Source organism: Haloarcula sp. MBLA0163, assembly GCF_055632435.1.
Window position 1 is genome coordinate 310,583 of sequence record NZ_CM145745.1, and the last position, 18,338, is coordinate 328,920.

At 57.4% G+C, this 18,338-nt stretch carries 15 protein-coding genes; 13 read left to right on the forward strand and 2 right to left on the reverse strand.

What is annotated here, in order from left to right:
• Window positions 1-51 precede the first annotated feature (51 nt).
• Window positions 52-1,224 carry a TasA family protein gene (locus ACV7GQ_RS01545; RefSeq protein ID WP_470311801.1) on the reverse strand — a complete coding sequence of 391 codons (1,173 nt, stop codon included), beginning with the start codon at window positions 1,222-1,224 and terminating at the stop codon, window positions 52-54.
• A 327-nt stretch (window positions 1,225-1,551) separates the two neighbouring features.
• On the opposite strand from ACV7GQ_RS01545, the gene ACV7GQ_RS01550 reads away from it, so the two are divergent.
• The 3 genes from ACV7GQ_RS01550 to ACV7GQ_RS01560 all read left to right on the forward strand — a co-directional run bounded on the left by ACV7GQ_RS01550 (window position 1,552) and on the right by ACV7GQ_RS01560 (window position 3,460).
• Window positions 1,552-2,151: a DUF7344 domain-containing protein gene (locus ACV7GQ_RS01550; protein WP_470311802.1), complete on the forward strand. Its 600-nt coding sequence runs from the start codon at window positions 1,552-1,554 to the stop codon at window positions 2,149-2,151.
• 234 nt (window positions 2,152-2,385) lie between these two features.
• Window positions 2,386-2,751, forward strand: coding sequence for a DUF5658 family protein (locus ACV7GQ_RS01555; protein ID WP_470311803.1), 366 nt, complete (start codon window positions 2,386-2,388; stop codon window positions 2,749-2,751).
• 526 nt (window positions 2,752-3,277) lie between these two features.
• Window positions 3,278-3,460 (forward strand): hypothetical protein, encoded by a 183-nt coding sequence (locus ACV7GQ_RS01560; protein WP_470311804.1) that lies wholly within the window; start codon window positions 3,278-3,280, stop codon window positions 3,458-3,460.
• Window positions 3,461-3,484: 24 nt separating this feature from the next.
• Here ACV7GQ_RS01560 and ACV7GQ_RS01565 read toward each other — a convergent pair whose 3' ends face one another.
• Entirely contained in the window at window positions 3,485-3,991 is a 507-nt protein-coding gene (locus ACV7GQ_RS01565; RefSeq protein ID WP_470311805.1) for a metal-dependent hydrolase, read from the reverse strand.
• A 102-nt stretch (window positions 3,992-4,093) separates the two neighbouring features.
• Between ACV7GQ_RS01565 and ACV7GQ_RS01570 the strand changes: the two genes are divergently transcribed.
• The 10 genes from ACV7GQ_RS01570 to ACV7GQ_RS01615 all read left to right on the forward strand — a co-directional run bounded on the left by ACV7GQ_RS01570 (window position 4,094) and on the right by ACV7GQ_RS01615 (window position 18,274).
• Complete coding sequence (locus ACV7GQ_RS01570) at window positions 4,094-4,354, forward strand: antitoxin VapB family protein (RefSeq protein ID WP_470311806.1); 261 nt, start codon at window positions 4,094-4,096, stop codon at window positions 4,352-4,354.
• Window positions 4,351-4,737 carry a PIN domain-containing protein gene (locus ACV7GQ_RS01575; protein WP_470311807.1) on the forward strand — a complete coding sequence of 129 codons (387 nt, stop codon included), beginning with the start codon at window positions 4,351-4,353 and terminating at the stop codon, window positions 4,735-4,737. The genes ACV7GQ_RS01570 and ACV7GQ_RS01575 overlap by 4 nt, the downstream gene beginning before the upstream one ends.
• Window positions 4,738-6,225: 1,488 nt before the next feature.
• Entirely contained in the window at window positions 6,226-7,434 is a 1,209-nt protein-coding gene (locus tag ACV7GQ_RS01580; protein WP_470311808.1) for a Cdc6/Cdc18 family protein, read from the forward strand.
• A 1,344-nt stretch (window positions 7,435-8,778) separates the two neighbouring features.
• Entirely contained in the window at window positions 8,779-10,572 is a 1,794-nt protein-coding gene (locus ACV7GQ_RS01585; RefSeq protein WP_470311809.1) for a hypothetical protein, read from the forward strand.
• 305 nt (window positions 10,573-10,877) lie between these two features.
• Complete coding sequence (locus tag ACV7GQ_RS01590) at window positions 10,878-11,180, forward strand: hypothetical protein (protein ID WP_470311810.1); 303 nt, start codon at window positions 10,878-10,880, stop codon at window positions 11,178-11,180.
• On the forward strand, window positions 11,173-11,547 hold the full coding sequence (locus ACV7GQ_RS01595; RefSeq protein ID WP_470311811.1) for a DUF7344 domain-containing protein: 375 nt from the start codon (window positions 11,173-11,175) through the stop codon (window positions 11,545-11,547). The genes ACV7GQ_RS01590 and ACV7GQ_RS01595 overlap by 8 nt, the downstream gene beginning before the upstream one ends.
• Window positions 11,544-12,365 (forward strand): hypothetical protein, encoded by an 822-nt coding sequence (locus tag ACV7GQ_RS01600; RefSeq protein WP_470311812.1) that lies wholly within the window; start codon window positions 11,544-11,546, stop codon window positions 12,363-12,365. Before ACV7GQ_RS01595 ends, ACV7GQ_RS01600 begins: the two co-directional genes overlap by 4 nt.
• The gene (locus ACV7GQ_RS01605; protein ID WP_470311813.1) at window positions 12,362-13,618 is read left to right on the forward strand and encodes a hypothetical protein; all 1,257 of its coding nucleotides are present in this window, start codon (window positions 12,362-12,364) and stop codon (window positions 13,616-13,618) included. Before ACV7GQ_RS01600 ends, ACV7GQ_RS01605 begins: the two co-directional genes overlap by 4 nt.
• Window positions 13,611-17,240 (forward strand): UvrD-helicase domain-containing protein, encoded by a 3,630-nt coding sequence (locus ACV7GQ_RS01610; RefSeq protein WP_470311814.1) that lies wholly within the window; start codon window positions 13,611-13,613, stop codon window positions 17,238-17,240. Before ACV7GQ_RS01605 ends, ACV7GQ_RS01610 begins: the two co-directional genes overlap by 8 nt.
• Window positions 17,240-18,274, forward strand: coding sequence for a hypothetical protein (locus ACV7GQ_RS01615; protein WP_470311815.1), 1,035 nt, complete (start codon window positions 17,240-17,242; stop codon window positions 18,272-18,274). Before ACV7GQ_RS01610 ends, ACV7GQ_RS01615 begins: the two co-directional genes overlap by 1 nt.
• Window positions 18,275-18,338: the final 64 nt, after the last annotated feature.

Genomic DNA, 18,338 nt, shown 5'->3' on the forward strand with positions numbered 1-18,338 from the left:
GGAGAGGTTGGTTGCCCAACCGGGGTCGTCGCGCATCAGTAATCGCTTTGATTACTGGGAGTCCTTCTGGTTGAGTTCGACCTCGAGGTCGAACTCCGCTATATCGTTCTGTACTGCATTACCGACGTTCGGGGAGAGTTCGTATTCCACTATCACGTGATTCGTTGCGCCCGCGGGTAGGCTCTTGTTTGGTTCTGCGTCAACCATCGGGAGACGATTCAATTTCCCTGCGGCAACGAAGGTATCGTTCGAATCGAGAGATGCGTCTGAACTAATGTGGACCGTGATATCCAGTAGGTCCGTGAGTGTCCGCAGCTCGTTTAAGTCGATTTCCACCATCTTCGTCGCTGTGCCATCGAACGCGCTTGTTCCGGCCACTGGCGGGTTGTTGTAGCCAAAGCCGGGAATAAGGGGGATAGCGAGGTTTGAGGCGTCGCTAGCAGGCGGATTAACCGAGGGGAGATTGGCTTGGCCGGTGACCGCGAACGGGTCCGAGAGGTCGCTTTTCGGAACCTCTACCACAAACTGCTTGTTACCATTCTCCATCCGGGCATCGTACCCTGATGGCAGACTCTGGTTTCGGTCACGGGAACCGGACGGGAGCGCGCTCCCATCGTCGTACACACCGACGAGCTGGTAGCCGTCACCAGCCGTAATATCCCGTGCAGCCAACTGGAAGTCCTCAATCCCGTCGTTATCGCTGTCGAACGCGAACGTGACTGAGTCCTTCTCCGGGTCAAGCGCGTAGGGGAGATCTGCGGTTATAATGACTGGATCTGAACTGAGATCTATCTCAACTGAGGCCGTCTCCCCGAACTCAGACTTCAGTGAAACGTAGTTCGATGGATTCGCGTTGTCGCGACCATAATTAATCGTGAAATCTCGAGTATTGTCAGTCGCTGGCTCCGGATCCGGGTTTCTGTTAGTCGGCGAAACGTCACCGATGTTCACATCCAGAGAGCCGCCGATATCACCGTCATTAGTGATTTCGACGACAGCCGTTCCTGAGTCTCCCGGCGCAACGTTGTCAACAGACAGCGTTGCACTTCCGCTGTTTCCAAGCGTGAGGTCTAGCGTCCCAGCAGTAACGGTGTTGCCGGAACTGGTTTCGGAGTCACTGAACAGGGCCAGCGTCCCTGCACCTGTTGCTGCTGATGCTGCGCCGATCGTACCGAGCCCGAGCAGGGCACGGCGTCGCGTCAGTTCGATTTTCTTATCGGACATAGTTTTTCCACCCCAAGTCGGTCCAATCCGACTGGGTTACCAGACGCGTATCCCCCCTGGTATGTTACTGTGATCCGATTGATGGATATTCAACGACTGTTATCGGGTTGTCAAACACTCATATACCCGGTCTCCACCGACGAGCCCGGATTGCAAGACCGGTTCTCAGAGCGCCAGAACTCGGTCAAACAGCCTTTGTAGACACCGCAAAAACCTATTGATCAGCACTGTGGCTGGCGCTGTCCAGTTCAAACGGACCAATCTACTCATTCGCGAAGTAAACTGTATGTAGGATTTTATTAGATCCAAATTGAACCGCCGAGTAGGATGTCTGTACAAGGGGTGGAGGGTCAACGGAAGGACCCGTCAACACCGGGGTTGGACCACTCGCCGACTACGGAGGAAGTCTTCGATGTGCTGAGTAACCGGCGGCGACGGTATACACTACATTACCTGCTCCAAGAGGAGACCACGGCAACTGATTTGGGAACGCTAGCAGAACAGATTGCAGCGTGGGAGAACGACACCGCCGTCGAGGAGGTGAGCTACGACGAACGCCGGAACGTCTACACGGCACTCCAGCAGTCACATCTGCCGACGCTGGAATCAGCTGGCCTCGTCAGATACGGCGAATCCCATCGGGATATCGAGGCGACGGATTCCTCCGAAGCTCTCGATATATATGTCGACGTCGTCAGTGAGAGAACGATTCCTTGGAGTGATTTCTACCTGGGACTCGGAACCATCTTGATGGCGCTCACCGGCTTCCGGTGGATCGGACTCCCGCCATTTGAGTATATTCCGATGGTCGCCTGGGCGGCGCTCGTCTCGGTCGCATTCCTGCTCACTGGCCTCGTGCATTATCAGTACGAGCGCAGCCGGAAACTGGGTGCCGATGGACCACCACCGGAGGTGAGTGACTCATGAATCGGTCACCTTCCGTGCCAGAACTCCACCGGCGCAAAGAGGCAATCATTCAATCGTGGCCGCTTCTCCGGTTGCGAGCACCCAAGCGAAACACGCTACTGTTGCTCATCTATGCCATTCTCGGGTTCGTAGTGACGAGTCTGCTCATAAATATCGGTTGAAACACGGCCGCAAGTATCACAGCTAATAATTGGGGCGAGGAGTATATGTCGCTGACCGTGATACTGATTAATAGTGACAGCAACAGAGCGTTCTTGGCTTCGATTTGATGACACGCCCTTTGAGGATGTCGGGTTCGTTCGCCTCTGGTTGCTACCGTTGGCCACCTATGGAGTCGGTGACATTGTCACGACCATCGCGATCATCTACTTCAGCGACGCCCATACGGAAGCTAACCCGATTATCAGGCAGGCGATTCAAGCTTTCGGCGGTGGTGGCTTCCTCAGCCTGAAACTGACTGTGATCTATTTCGCCATCGGAATCAGTCTCTGGGCTGGCGTACAAGACGAAGATCGGCTGATGTTCTATCTCCCCCCGGTCGTGTTGACTCTGTTCGGGGGGTTCGTCACCGCTCATAATCTTCGTCTCCTGCTCTTTTGATCGTATTCTGCCACGCGATTCTGGCATAGCTCCGCACGCCTCTAACAGCAGCCCGGACTCCCCGTCGTTGGGTACGTTCTCATTGGACTGGCGGATGGGCAGTCTCTGTCGATGCTTACTGAGAGGGACACCCGACACCAGTTCCGAGACCGGCACTCAAACGCTCTACCGTGGTCGGGATGTATCGGCTACGTATCGTTCCGTGGACGGCCGGACGCCAACCCACATGGAACAGGCGTGTACACGAGCGGAGGGCTGGTCGCATCGTTTTTTGTATATCCCGCCGACGACACGGATGGGTCGACACGCCCACTGGGTGACGTCGTCGACGTCGCCCCGGTGGTTGGACACCGAGGCGTGTGGTTCCCGTGGAGAGAACCAATGGTGAATACGACACTACGTTACAGTAAGTGTGTTGGCAGCGCTGACGTCGAAGTAGCGAACCCGACTCGATTGAGGCCCACAGTGGTCCCGCTTCGCACTGTCGTCGCCGGCGTCGCGCCTGGTGTGGCTGGGTGGTGTCACTATGCCTGATGACGACAACGTGTCGTTCGGCGTCGTCTACGACCCGGACCGGGGCCCGCGACGGAAGCTCACCTTCGAGCCCCGAGCGGATGGCCAGTGTGAGCGCATTGAGGCGGTCTGGACCGGCTGTGACTGGCGTGTAACCGGCCGGGAGGTCGTCTCGGTCGTCCGGCGACTCGACTAATTCTGTGGGTGTCTGGGCGCATCGCTAAAAATGCGTCTGGATGTCGCGCCAGAGGAGGTACGTACACACGGCGAGGACGACCATCGAAAACGTCGTCCAGAGGTAGATGTTGATCGAGTTGGGGCCAGCCCAGTGTGGGACTGGCGGCCGTGTGACTGGCTGTCGGAACGGCCACAGCAAGTCGCCCGGAACGTGTGGGTTGGGTGGACTGAGCGCCTCGTAATTGTCGGCAAACAGGTGTGAGAGGTGGGCGACCGCGAAGACGGCGCCCAGTCGGACTCTGTGTGTCCGCCAGCCATAGGCGACGGCGACGGCAGCCAGCGGGAGTGCGAACGGCAGCGAGTGCATGAACACGCGGCCCGAGGGCAGGACGTGCAGTGCGTGGGCCAGTGGCTTGTCGACCAGATCCGGGAACTGGCTGCCGACAAAGGTGAGCCCGACCAGTCGTGGCGAGGGGAGCTGTCGGTCCCGGACGAGGACGTACGCAGCGATGGGGAGGACGGCGACGAGGAAGTGTTCGATCGGGAGCACAGCTGCTATGATGTTTCTGAGAGTGCCAGCGGCACATGCTTTCCGTCGGTCGTCGGGTCAGCGACAGTCTTAATGTGTACACAAACCCATACACAATCAGAGATGGCCTCGAAAAATATCGGCATCAAGGAGGACGTCTACGAGCGGCTGAAAGCGCACAAACGGGGCGACGAGAGCTTCAGCGAGACGCTGGACCGCCTCCTCCACGAACTCGATTCGGACTGGCGGACGAACGCGGGCTTTCTCACCGACGAGGAGGCGTCCGACCTCGAAGGAGAGGTTGAACGAGGCCTCCATGAGCTCAACGAGGCGTTCGACGAACGCGGCGATGAAATCGACGAGCAGTTCTCGGGGGAATCGTGAAACTCGTCGACGCATCGTTTCTCATCGACTACGCCCGCGGTGACGATGCTGCGATTGGATATCTGGCCGCCCACGACGACGAAGAGATCGGCGCATCGACCATCGTCCTGTCCGAACTCTATCGCGGGTTGATGATCACCCAGGATATGATACAGGAGGACGCAATTTCGAAGTACGAGTGGGTAGAGCCAATCCCATTCACCAGCGAGATTGCCGCAGAAGCCGCTGAAATCTACGTTGAACTTCGCACTGACGGCGAGATGATCAACAGAAGCGACATATACATCGCTGGAACGGCTCGCTCGCTTGGTGTGCCGCTCGTCGTGAGCGACGATCATTTTGCTGCAATCGAGGGGTTGGACGTCGAAACGTACCGCGAATAGGTGTTAGTGCGGTAGTATTGGTTAGTTCGCGACTACAGGCCTGCTGCCAGTCCCGTGCGTCTCTTCCGGTACGTCGCCGTCTGGTGGGTCACCCACTTCGCCTCATGCATTCGCTCTATCCAACGTCGTCGAGGTCGTCGGCTTCTGCCAGCCGTTCCCCGCGTCTCTATGGTACATCGTGGAGCCCCTGCAGTGTGATCATGACACGTGCACCCGTCTGGCAATCTAAACATGCTGCACCCTCACATATCAAGTAATTCCGTTGACAGCACTGTCCGCGGCAGCGCTAAGATACAGCACGCCCCTAAATCCCAGACTATGCCTATTGGGAAACTCACCGCTGTCGGCAGTGGCTGCCCAGTCTCGGCAGGCCACGTCAGCGCCCGGTGCGAAGCGACCCGTCTTCGTGAACACCAGACTCGCTGGCTTACTAACCAATCGACCCAATCAGTATGGAACACGACGCACACTTGTTCGATTTCGACACGATCGAGACGCTCCCGGGGCACCGGCCCCACGCCGGAGGGCCGTCGCCGGGTACGTCTCGCTGGCGATCGCACAGGCAGCAGATGATCACCAACTGGGCGCGTGGCGCGGCCAGCAGGCACGGGTGCAGTTGCTGGAGGAGTTGACCACAGAGGTCCTCGAGGCCTGGACGGTGCCAGCCGACGGACAGCGGATCCCACTTGAGGAGTTCGTTGCTGTCACTCGCGCTCATTATGAGTCGCTTGGCGACTCCGAGTCCAGTGTCTCGAGAATCTGAGTCAATCGGGCGTTAGCGTCAGACGTCGACGTTGAACGCCAAGGGAAGGTTGGCGACTTGGCGCTTGTCGACCGCGCCTGGGTGTTCGACCCCGACCGCTGAGGGCAACGGTCGGCTAAAGTTCGCTCTTTTTTTGCAGTGAGTTCGATCCGGACGGCGAAGGGAGGTATTAGCGCGGCTGGATCTTCGGAGGCGCTGTCTGGCCGTGACGAAGCGGAGTGGGTCCTGTTACGTGCTCAATAGAGCGGATTCGAAGCCGTCGCTACTGCTGGAGACTCTCTGTAATCGGTCGGGCAGACACACCACGTAACGAGTGAAAAACCAGCGAGATGTACTTCTCTTATCATAGCATTCTGCTAACGTCGCTATGAGACGGTCGCTCGCCAGTGCCTGGGGAGAGAATCCATTTCGTGTGGTTTCCCGAATGTATCGGCCGATAGGTGGACGCATCCAACAGCTAACCGTTCGCACAGGCACACCCCACACCGAGTGAATAAACGAGACTACCAGTGGGAACATCGCTGCGAAAAAAGATCGTTGGCCGATGGAATCAAGCCATGGATCACTGACTGATTCACTCGTTGCATAGTGTGTGCTCTCACTGAATATCGTATATAAATACTACCGAGAGTGAAGTATATACGGCGTAGAAATCTCTACGAAAAATTCACTCGGTGTCTGGTGGGCAGATTTATACTACAGCTTTGTGTCTGTTGCAGTATCCCATGTCTGATCCAGAGCAGACGGACAATATCTTCAAAACCGGGGGTATCTTTGCCAATCGGGAACTCCTCCGCGTTGGGCACGTCCCCGAATTAGAGCGTGTCGTCGGTAGAGACGCCGAGGTAGCTGCAATCGGGCAAGCTCTCGGCCCAGCAACAGTCGGTGGTCCACCCGAAACCACGATTATCTACGGGAAAACGGGAACGGGCAAGTCACTCGTTTCGAGGTGTGTGGCTCGGACGGCTCATGGAGAAGCTGAGACGAACGACGTCGTGTTCCAGCATGCATACGTCGACTGTTCGGACTACCAGACCGAAACAAAAGCAAGCCGGGAGATGGCACGGCAGCTCGCCACAAATCTCGACGCCGACGTGGATATCCCACGGGTTGGCATTGCCGCTTCGGACTATCGAGATATTACGTGGAATCTTCTCGACGAGTTTGCTGTTGATTCGCTCGTGGTCATTCTGGACGAGATTGATAAACTGGATGACGACGAGCTGCTCCGAAGCCTCTCTCGAGCGCGTGAAAGCGGGAAGTCAGAAACACACGTCGGCGCGATCTGTATCAGTAACAAAATAGAGTACAGAGACCGACTGAACGAGCGTATCGACTCCAGCCTACAGGACAACGAGATCGTGTTCGACCCATACGACGCGAGCCAACTTCGTGCGATTCTCGAGAATCGGACGGATGCCTTCGAAGACGGTGTGCTCGAAACAGACGTCATCCCGAAGGTGGCCGCTCTTTCAGCGAAGGAACACGGCGACGCACGGAAAGCGATCGATACTCTGTACGAAGCTGGACGGCTTGCAGAGAAGCAAGGCACCGAGACAGTCACTATCGCTCACGTCGACGACGCGGTGAAACAGGCGGAAGTGAACCGATTCGAGAAATTGGTGAGTGGGACGACACCGCACGTAAAATACATTCTCCATGCTCTGGCGTTGCTAACTGCGGACAATCCGGAACAGGAGGCGTTCCGTACACATCGGATATACAATCTCTACGCAACGCTTGCAGAACAGGCAGGCTCTGAGCCACTCTCTGAAGACCGAGTCTATCGGCTCCTCAAAGAGCAGTCGTTCCTCGGAGTGACAGAATCCAATCACACCGGTGGCGGCCAGGGTGAAGGCAGTTTCCTCGAACACCGTCTTCTGCGGGACCCGAAGATCGTCGTTGAGGCGCTGGATGCATCGGGGCTGAGCTGACTGGCTCGGATGATTTTCACTCGTTGTGAGGTGTGTGGGTGGATTCGTGTCCCGGAATCTTTCAACATTGCTCAGATCTCGCGTGCCTGGACGCAATCCTTTGGAGAATCTCTACCGCGGAGCTCGCTCAGCAGGAGGGTAACGTCGACGGCAGTACAGCACTGACGATACAGTTGCGCATCTTGCTGGTGTACGAGCGGACGAGAGCGACCGGAAAAATCGTGTTCCTCATTGATGAGTCCCGTTCATTGTGCGGGATGGCACGAGTCTGGTGTCTCTCGAGATGGAACTCCGGCATTACCACTGTCCAAACAGTGTCTGACCCAGATGATTGCCTCGAGCAGGCAATCCCATCCAACCGCCTCTGAGCGCGTTTTTGGCTCCGATCCGACGCCTGAAACCCTCATTTTCGGCCGTGTAGAGCGATTTTTGTGCTGGAGACGGAAAAAGAACCCAGTTAATTGCCTCCCAGAATATTTCGATTTCGCAGGTCAAATTCGGCGCTGACATAAATCATCCAGATGAATGCCTGCACCGGTTTTTCGAGGCAATGATCTGGGTTCTGCTAATTAGTGCATTCTTTATATGTGCCGGCATTCATTTCGGTAATATCACTCTTCAAAAGAACAGTTTCCCAGGCAATCTTTATAAGTAATCTCCAGGTCAAAAAACCGGGTTCTTGCTATTCATCGAATGACAGGTAGTGCTGCCTAATCGATTAACAGTCCAACCCAGCAGGATTCCGAATCAATGGAGCTTCGACTTCTCAAATCGGTCTCAAGACCGAAGATTTTCTCATAAATCACCCTTCAACCTTATTCGGTAGGTAGAGTCCGTAATTCGGCGAAGAACGGGTTTCAATCGGTCTGGGTGTCGGGAGCTCAACGGTCAAGCGAGTCCCGCTGTATCGACAGACCACCATACTACGACGTGTTTCACCCCGGGGGCATATTATCAATCTCAAAGTACGACTCATTCTCACATCCTAATACGCATTTGATCGACTGAGGGCAATCGCTTATGCCTCACCACCAAATCGATTAAATTACGATCATGAACGGGCCCCCTACGGGCGAGCATACCGATGCCAGCCCTCCTGATAACGCGCCGGGGGACGGAAACTATCGAACCCCACTAGAGTACGCTCCGTTTCCGCAGAAAGACGGGTACGGGTCAGAGGAACGCAAGTACGGAGCGGTGGAACAACGAGGATTCGATATTCACGTCTCTTCACCGGTAGACGATGTCGATGAGTTATCGCGGCGAAATCATCTCACCGCGCAGTTCCATGCCCACAACCGTACGTACTGGGAAGATGATTCTCGGTTCATCAACGATGGAGGAATGCTCTACGACAATGCCATCCTGGATCTATTCGATGAGAAGCTAAGCTGTGAAGGTATCGACCCATCCAATCCGGCCATCGGGATTCCGGTGCCTCGGCTGAAAGCGCTCTTCCTACGGAAAGCACGCGAGCAATCCGGCACCGAATTCCAGGAGTATTTGACCCAGACGCAGGCTGCTGGGTTACCCACTCTTGAGAAAATCGGGTACGCGAAGCGGAGTGAGGTCCCCAGCTACCAGACATTCCAGCGCGCACATAGTACGCTCTACGGCGAAGATGCCGACGCGATAGATGCGGATGCATTCGTCGCGGCCGTAACTCGGGCGGTCTACACTGTTTACCGGGCAGGAATCGTGCCTCCAGATGCAGTCAAACAGGAGTACGGTTTCGCCGTGCTAGAACCGCCCCTCGACGAGATACATGTCCCTCGTGAAACTGAGAAAGCGGAACTTCGGGAGTTCGTCAAACTCTTGTTCGATCTCACGACCGAGCCGCTCACCTTCGGACGAGATCTAGAACAGAGCAAACACGACATGCAGGCGTTTATCGGTGCGTTCGCCGCCTCTGCCCTCACCGGCGCAGGGCTCGAAGGACTGAAAGACGTCTGTGACTGGGATTATCCCCGTGACCAGATACCCGGCGGTGCCTGGTTGGACAACTACGTCTCGGAGCTTCCGATCCACGCCGAGGAGATGTCCGATTTCCAGTTCGACGTAGATGGCGACTCAATTTCGACGATTGATGAGCAGTTCAATGCTGTCCATCGCTTGACCCTGCAGCTTGCGAAAGCGCTCGGATTTTGGTCGAAATCAGACCCGTTCAAGCTCGGCGTCGATATGTTCCGGGTTGATTGGACTGGCGAATCGTTGGATGTGACAATTGGCCGGCCCGCCAAATTCGAAAATGACGCCGTTACTGAAGAGTGGACGTTCGTCATCGCTGGTGGCGCGGAACCAACAAATCGATTCATCCTCGGTGGTCGCTGGTTGCAGACGCTAAAGGACTATCCCAGCGCAGTTCGGGAGATTCTGTCGAACGCCGTCCCGCCTGCTTCCCTTGACACAATCCTCATCGATTCCGAAGTCGTTAGCGGGGAGCTCATCGACACGCTCAGGGAGTTCGTCGGAGACGACTGGATCATTAGTGCGCCCGATAGTGCAGTCGTGACAGGATTGAAACGCCTCACGCCGACGAACCACGTCGGCTTCGCTCCGGGGATACGGTGGAACACCGACAGGAAGCCGAACTTGGTGACTTATCCGACAGAGGGAAACGACCCAGACCCAGTGATGGTTGATCCACGGGATATTGCGCTCGAAGCCATACAGGAAGAAGAAGACGACAAGATAGCAATCCCACTCAAACACCTTCTGGAGGATGAAACCCCCCGGCAGACCTCTTTGGAGTCGAATCCAGACATTCCGCGCCTTACTGACGCAGTAGATGACCTGGAGGCAGCTCCTGGCATCGGCAGTGAAGGTGGACTTGCGGCGTATTTTACTGACCGGTCCCTCCAGAACCGCTCCGGGTCCGGGATTCGATTTCAATACGTGCAACGGTGGAGCATCGAGAAGACCGTTGACCAGGTGAAGAACGACTTCATGCCGAAGATAAACAGTCGAGACCCGAAAAAGCGCCTGTACGGGATGCATATGGCCATCTTGCTGTATAACTGGCACACCCTCATCAACCGATGTCTATCGCCGAAAGGGATTCCGCTGGACATCAATCACCAGGAACTACTGCAAGCGATTCAGCACGTCGCATTCAACGAAACTCCGAACGAAGAGTAATTGGGACAGCACGCTCGCAGAAACTTGGCCGGTGCAGATCTACACCAACCGGTCCACCGGATCGTGACGTGTTCAGCGTTAGAACTAGATGGGTTCGCTTCCCCCCAAACGATTCTGCAGAAACAGGTCGGCATGGCCATAACCACTTCCTAAACTTCGAATCGAATTCGCCAGTACGATGCCTCAGAACGCACTTTTAGCGATTCGCTAGTTAAGAATACAAATATACTTTATAATCCAGACAGAAGGTTCACTTGGCGAAAACGCCCCCGGTGCTGGAGACACCGAGGACTACGCTGCCAGCTATGACAGCATCAAACTCTAACAGTGCCGACAGTGAAAACTCTGACCTTCGGTTCCAAGATGGAGTTGACACGGAGGCCCACGGCCGCTTAATCGTTCAAGTCGTCCAGTACATCGACGAGAAATCGGGACCAGCACATCGGCTGGAACTCAGCGAGGAGTTTCGGCTGATGTTCTTCGAACTGGACGGGCTTCTCGAATGGTTCGAAGACGAAGGCTACGTAGAGCTTCGTGGAACGAAACCCTACGAAGACATCTTGCTTACGCGTAAGGGCAGGTTGCTTGCTGGGGGGAACGATGACTGACGGTGAGTGTGGGCTGGCAATCCCGATGGACCCAGACGACGCGTTCGATGCAATGGCCAATAGCCGTCGTCGGCAGGTTATCCTCTCTGTCTCACGGACAAACGAAGCAATCTCTGCTGGCGATCTCTCCGTTGAGATTGCCGCTGTGGAGAATCTCGTCGATCCAAGTGAGGTCACCAGTGAACAGCGGACGCGTGTCTACACGGCATTAGTTCAGGGACACTTGAAGACCCTCGATGAACTCGGCGTGATAAAGTACGATGAGAGGTCGAAGCAGGTCGCCCCTACAGAGGTAACGCAGCCGCTCGCACGCCACATTCGACGGATCAAGACCGCGTGTTATAAACCGGCAGAGGACACGCAATGACGGCATCGGTGAAGGGGGACAATTCTTCGCTCCCCGAATCACTTTCAGTTCACGCCGGTGACGTGAAGCGGCTGCTCGAACGCGCTTCTCACGCCCGCTGTCCAACGGACTTGGTAATCGCACCGGTCGAGTTGCACCAGCGAAATCTGAAGCTCCGAGTCACCGACGCGAAACAACCACTCGACGCGTTCGAGTTCACGGGTCCGATAAGCGTCGCATCCCGAATACTCGAAACAGCTGGCCGGTCATCGAAATCACTTGACCGTGTGGATCGATTAGCGTTACTTGAGGAGATTCTGGCAAGGGACCACGAGGCGAGGGATTGCTTCCGAATGGTGCTGGGTGGTGAACCGGCACAGAACGTGAAGGCGGTCGAGCAGGCTCGGACTGAGATCGAAACGACGACCAACTACCATCCGTCCCGTGTCGGCGCATTACGACAGACAGTCGAATCGGTACCGGAACCCATCGAGGCCGATGCCCGTGATCTCCTCGCAGGGACCCTGGCCGCAGAGCGAGAACTTCGACGGAGGACGTCGAAGGTCACGTCGGACCGCGCTGTGATTCGACGCGCTACACGAGCGCTTTCGGACACTGGCAGCGCGGTCTGGGAAGATGCGTTTCCAGCAGTTGAACAGGTATCAATTGTCGGGTTGAGCAACGTTCCAGCACCGCTCGTTGATCTGGTGAATGCCATTACCGCCACGTGCGACGTCGAGGTTCACTGGTTCCTCCGGCGTGGGACAGGGCCATTCTTGGAGAATCGACTAACGGAGCTGTTGTCGGTTCCGGACCCCGGCCAGGTGGTGGTAACGTGACTGGAATACTGAGCCGGTCGGAGCCGGATGTGTCTAATCAGGAGGTTGATGTCCCGGTCGCAGAAATTACGGCGACTACACAGCGTGAAGAAGCCCGAGCAGCGGTGGCGGTCGTCGCTGCGCTCCTGGACCGTGGTGTGCCCGTTCGGGACATCGTCGTCGTTGCCCGCGACCTCGACAGCTACGAAGAACCGCTTTCCCGCACGGCGATTCGCCACGACATCGCACCGGATTTCTGGACGCAGATTAATCTCGTCTCCACTCGTCCGTACCAGTTGATCAATTCGCTCTGTAACCTGTTTGGAACACCGGAGCCGGATTCGGATACTCTTCTCCAGCCGTTGGAACTCGGGTGGACGCCGAAAGACCCGACCGAAGAATGGCCGATTCCTGCCGAAATCCTGGCGGAGACTGCCCACGAGTTGCCGGACGAATCACGCCCGATCAGCGCGTGGCAGTTGCTGCTTAACGACACGACATGGGTGGACCCCCGAGTTATCGAGTACGTAGAGTGGGTGAGTACCCGCCGAGACCCAACGCCCGAGGCTGTGGCCGACGTGCTTGGTGGGGTCGTTGAGTCCTACCGTGAGACGGTGCTTCCGCATCAACAGAAAATGGATTCGCCAGCGCTGCTGGAAACGGAGACGGCAGCACGTGCAGTCGTTCGTTTGGAGACATTGGTTGAGCAGGTCGAGAACAAGTACGCCCAGCGTCTCTCCGACGGGTGGGCCGACAAGTCGTGGATGTCGGTCGCCGGTATCTGCGAGTCACTGGCGACGCAGCGCCCGGGGCGGCGCGAGCACGCAGATGCGCTGGCGCTCGACGTGCTGGAGGCGAATGACCTCTGGGCTCGACAGGTCCCGTTCGTCATCGCTATCGGCCTCGTCGAAGGCAAGTGGCCGCGACAGCCTGAAGGCATCGTCCCAGAAGTGGTCCAGCAGGCCATTCTCTCTGGAACCGGGCCGGCGGAGTGCCTGTCACCACGGACGGCCTGGATGGGTGGTCGTGACCGCGACCAGTTCATCGACGCTCTTCAGGCCGCTACTGAGGGGGTTGTGGTCACGCACCACACGCGGACTATTGATGGAGTGGACCGGTTCCGCTCGTCGTTGCTCACTGGTCTCAGCGTTGAGCACGTCGGCAATGTTGCTCGCCAGCATCTCCTGAGCGCCGACCGGAGGCTCCCTGACGCGATTCGATCGATGATCCCCGACGGTGATGAGGTGACTTCAGAGGTGGAACTCAATGAGTGACCAGACAGATTCGACTGGTGACCACACGGCTGACAGTGATGAACCGCTTCAGCTTCGCAACGCACAACGACGGATTCGTGACGCGTATTTCGCAAATAACGCAGGCCTGTTCGTGCTGAATTGCAACCCCGGTGTTGGGAAATCCGTCACCGTGGTGGACGTCGCGGCCGAAGAATTGCTTCGGCGGTTCGTCAATGGCGATTCGACACCCGAGCAGAACATCTGCGTGGTCTCGTTCGCACGGGACGACGCCGTCGCGTTCGTTCCCAAGATCGTCGCGCGACTCCGGGAGCTCGTGAAACACGATATGACGCCAGCCGCAGCTGCTGTGTCCAAGGATGAGGTGGAGAATCTCGTTGAGCGTGTCCGGCGTGCGCCATACGTCGGAACGATTGACAGCGTGTTCCGGGGCCTTCTTGGAGAGTTCGTCAAGGAAGTAGGGTTCGAGAGGATGCCCGCAGTCGGTACAGAGGCGGAACTCAATCGCCTCCACGCTGATTGTTTCGAGACAGTAACGTCAGCGAATGCGACGGCCATCGACATAGTCGAACGAGCCTATCCGCCAGACGAGTACGACGACGGTCCGGCAGCGCTGTTACGGCAGGCACATCATCAGTGTCGGGCCCGGCGACTCACGACCGAAGAGTTCCGTGCGGAACTGCACACCACAGTCGATGCGGTCTACGCAGAAGGAGAGACGACGTCGATGGACGACGTTGCCGACGCACTCAGTAGGTGTATCGGAGCTGACGAGGCTGCCAATGTCTGCTCTGAACTCGACGACGCTGATCGTGACGCGCTCGTCAACGCTGACCAACGACTCCACGAAGCGTGGCGCGAGACGGTTGACGAATTCTGTGCGTTGCTGTCGGCGTACCACGAGGAGTACGCGACGCGCGCCCGCGAACGCGGTGTGATTTCGCATACGGACTGTGCGTTCCTTGTCGCCGAGTTCCTCGATGGGAATCTCGGTGACGGCGACACGGCTGAAGCGAAACGAGAGCGCGTCCTGGCGCGATACCGGAAGCGCATCGAGAGCGTTCTCATCGACGAAGCGCAGGACGTCTCCGAACTCCAACACGCGGGGCTCGCCCCGTTGATTACCAGTGATTGTCGTGTACTCACTGCTGGAGACATCCGACAGTCTATCTACGGTTTCCGAGACGCACTCCCGTCCATCTTCGAGCGGGCAGCAGACGAGGGTCGGTACTTCGACATCGACTGGGACACGCACGTGACTGAAACAGCAGCAACTACGTATCGCTGCACACCCGACGTCGCGGCAGCGATAAACGCGATCGCTGAGCCCGCACTCACCGACCCCGAGCGTGGAAATCTCGGCGATCTCGACGTCACCTTCCCCGCCCTTGAGGCAGTACGGAAGCCCACGGTCGAACCGAACGTCCATGTTGCGGCCTTCGACACCGACGCATCACCAGGGTCGCCTGGTTACGTCGCCCCCGATACGGGGAAAGGCGAAGCCGGGATTCTGGCGACGTATATTTCGAACGGTCTTGCAGACGGTACGCTTGACGACGCCGATACTGACAGTGACGGGAACGACGGCGGCGGTAGTGATGATGGCGCTACTCAACCCGACGTTACAGTGCTATTTCGCTGGCGTACACAGATGGCGCGATACGCCGACGCGTTCGAGGCAGAGGGGCTCTCGGTGGAAAATGCATCCGACTACCTCTTTGGGTGTCCGGTCGTCACGACGGTCCTGGACGTCGTCGAGTGGTTGGTCGATCCGGCAGATCCGGATCGGCTGCAAGCACTCGTCACGGAGTCTTCACTCGGGCTTGCCGCGCTGACAGACGCCTTCGCCACCCACGACTGGGATCTCGACACAACCCGCGAACGTGCGAGCACGTCCAACGAAGTCACCGACGAGCAACACGACGTGCTCTCCCGGCTTCACCGGCTCCGCGAGAAGCGTCCCGTGTTTCACGCCCAGTCGGCAAGGAACTGTCTCGCCGACATCATCGAGATACTCGGCCTGCGTGCCGACCCGAACGACAGGTTTCCTGAGGTCTCGGCTGCGCAACGCGTTGCCAACCTGGACGAACTCGTGCATCTCGTCTCTGAGTGGGAACGTGATTCGCTGGCCGATCGCGCTGACGTCGTCGAGGAGTTCGCTCCGCTTCAGGAAGATCCGCATACTGGCCCGACACAACCCTTGGCCGATTCCAACGACCACGACGTCGAGTTCAAAACGGTCCACCAGGCGAAAGGCAGCGAGGCCGACGTCGTTGCGCTCGCCGATCTCGGATGGAGTCTCCGCAAGCTCGGCCCAACCAGTCAGCGTCTCGTTGCTAACGGCCCTATGATCGGTCTCGCACCGCCAGTACACGCTGCCGCCCCAGACATCGACTCCCTCTCCGTGTTCGCGCGTGGACTCTATGACCCTTCGGACGCCGATGACCGCTTCGCCACAACCCCGTTCCTCGGTGACGTGGGACTTCGGTGGGCGAGCGAACGGTGGAGCAACCAGGGTACAGATGGTCAACCCAATGCCGATATCGTCGGCCACGATCGAGTGCAAACAGCGACCCGACGCATCCGTGCCGAGGCCTTTCGAATTCTGTTGGTCGCTCTCAGCCGAGCCAGGAATCATCTCGTCGTTCCGTTGCCGAGGGACGTTCCCGGACCAGCCAGGCCGCGAGACCGCTGGCTCGAAACTATCCGTGACGATCTGGAGTTCGACGGCACGCCAGCCGCCGGTACCTACTCTCTTGACGTGGACACTCCTGGCAGGGATACCGGTAGCATCGAGGTCGCTGTCAACGACGTCGAACCATTCGCTGCCGACACCCCAGATCAGACTGCGAACTCAAATACACCGTTCGCTGCGACGACTCCATCGAACAGGGGCAATCTCTCGCCGTTAGTGCCACGGATTCTTCGCCCAAGTACCCTTCACCCGCTTTCGGAGGATCTGGACCACCATCTCCTCGACCACCTGCAAGGCCGAGCGCTCCACACTAATACCGACACGGTTGACGACGACCTCCCGCTCATCCTCGACGCGTTCGATACGGAAGCGGTCGGCAAGGTCATCCACGGTGTGCTCGCGGCCGCTGTCCTGGATGGTGTTTCAACCACAGTACTCCGCACTGTGGATGAAGAGGTTGAACGGATTATCGACGACCAGTTACACCACCATGGTCCGCCGGTGACCGACGCCGAGCGAGATGGACTGCTCACGTTCCTTACCGAGCATGTCATTCCGGACGTTATCGAGTCGGATCTGTGGAGGCAGCTGAAACACGCCGAAGACGTCTACGTCGAAAAGCGCCTCCGAAGTCACGTCCGGCGTGAAGATGTCGAATTCGAACTCGAAGGGCAAGCGGACTTCGTGATGCGCAATCCCGACGGGTCGTGGACCATCACCGACATGAAAGTCGCACTCACCGACACAAACATCGACACACAGCAACGTTACCGCGTCCAAGTCGCGTGCTACGCCTGGCTCCTCGTCACCGAATCCGTCGCCGAGGACCCGGCAGACATCACGACGACAGTCGAGACGTTCGGCGCAGTTACCGACCGCACCGCCGAAACGCCCTCGTCGTCGATGGTTCGTGACCGACTCGACGAATTCCTCGACGGAGGACAGTGATGTTCGCAAATACTGACCCACATCCACCACGTATTCTTACGGCTGACCTGACCTGGGAACCCGTCCACTCCCTCGATATCGGCCAGCAGGTGGTTACGTTCGACGCAACCCCTAGGGATCACAGATACCGGATGTACCGAGTCGGCCATGTGACCGATATCCGGACGGCACAGTGTGAAACAGTACGCGTCACGACTGACGATGCCGAAATCATCGCCGCCGCGAAGCACCCGCTGTTCGTGAAGAAGTGGAAGCGAACGATGTTCAGGGTCGCCGAGAAGTTGGAGCCTGGCGACCGAATCTTCTGGTTCGCTCCACCTAACGAGTATGAGGACACTGCCGCCTACAAGCGAGGCTACCTCATGGGCGTGTTCGCCGGCGATGGGAGCGTCCCCGGGTACAAAGACCGCGTCGTTGACCCAAAGAATTCCGGCTCGTACGTTAGCTCGGCCGATGAAGAAATAGCCCGAACAGTCATGGATTACGCCGCAGACGTCGCGCCTGAATACGACCTCAAGCTGAAGGAACGGCACTATAACGAGAATAACGATACGGCGTCGATGCCCGTTTCACCTGGTGCGAGCGACGAACTCATCCGTGAAGACTTGCAGGCGGACCACCCCACGACCGACGAGGATTTCGCACGGGGTTGGCTCGCAGGCATGTTCGATACCGATGGAACCTTCCCAGAAGGCAAAGAGCTGGGTTACTGCCAGTACGAGGGTCCGATATTCGACCAGGTATGCACGTACCTCGATCTCCTCGGATACGAGTGGAGTCACGACGAGGGTGTGCAGGACGAGTACTCGGACAAGGTGCGGCTCACGCCCGGGAGAGAAACTGGCCGTGTGTTCGAACATCTGATGGAGATTCGGGCTAAGGTGTTTCGCAAGCGGATGTCGTTCATTGGCGAACGACGAATCGGGGGGCACACGACAGTCACGGCAGTCGAGTCAATAGGCGCGGAGACAGTCTATCAACTGGAGACGACTGAAGGTACGGTGATCGCCGAGGGGATGTTGCGTGAAGCGTGATAAATTCGCTGCGTTCAGCTGATTGTGATGGATATTTATCGTATTGATGCCCGCGAGGGTCCCT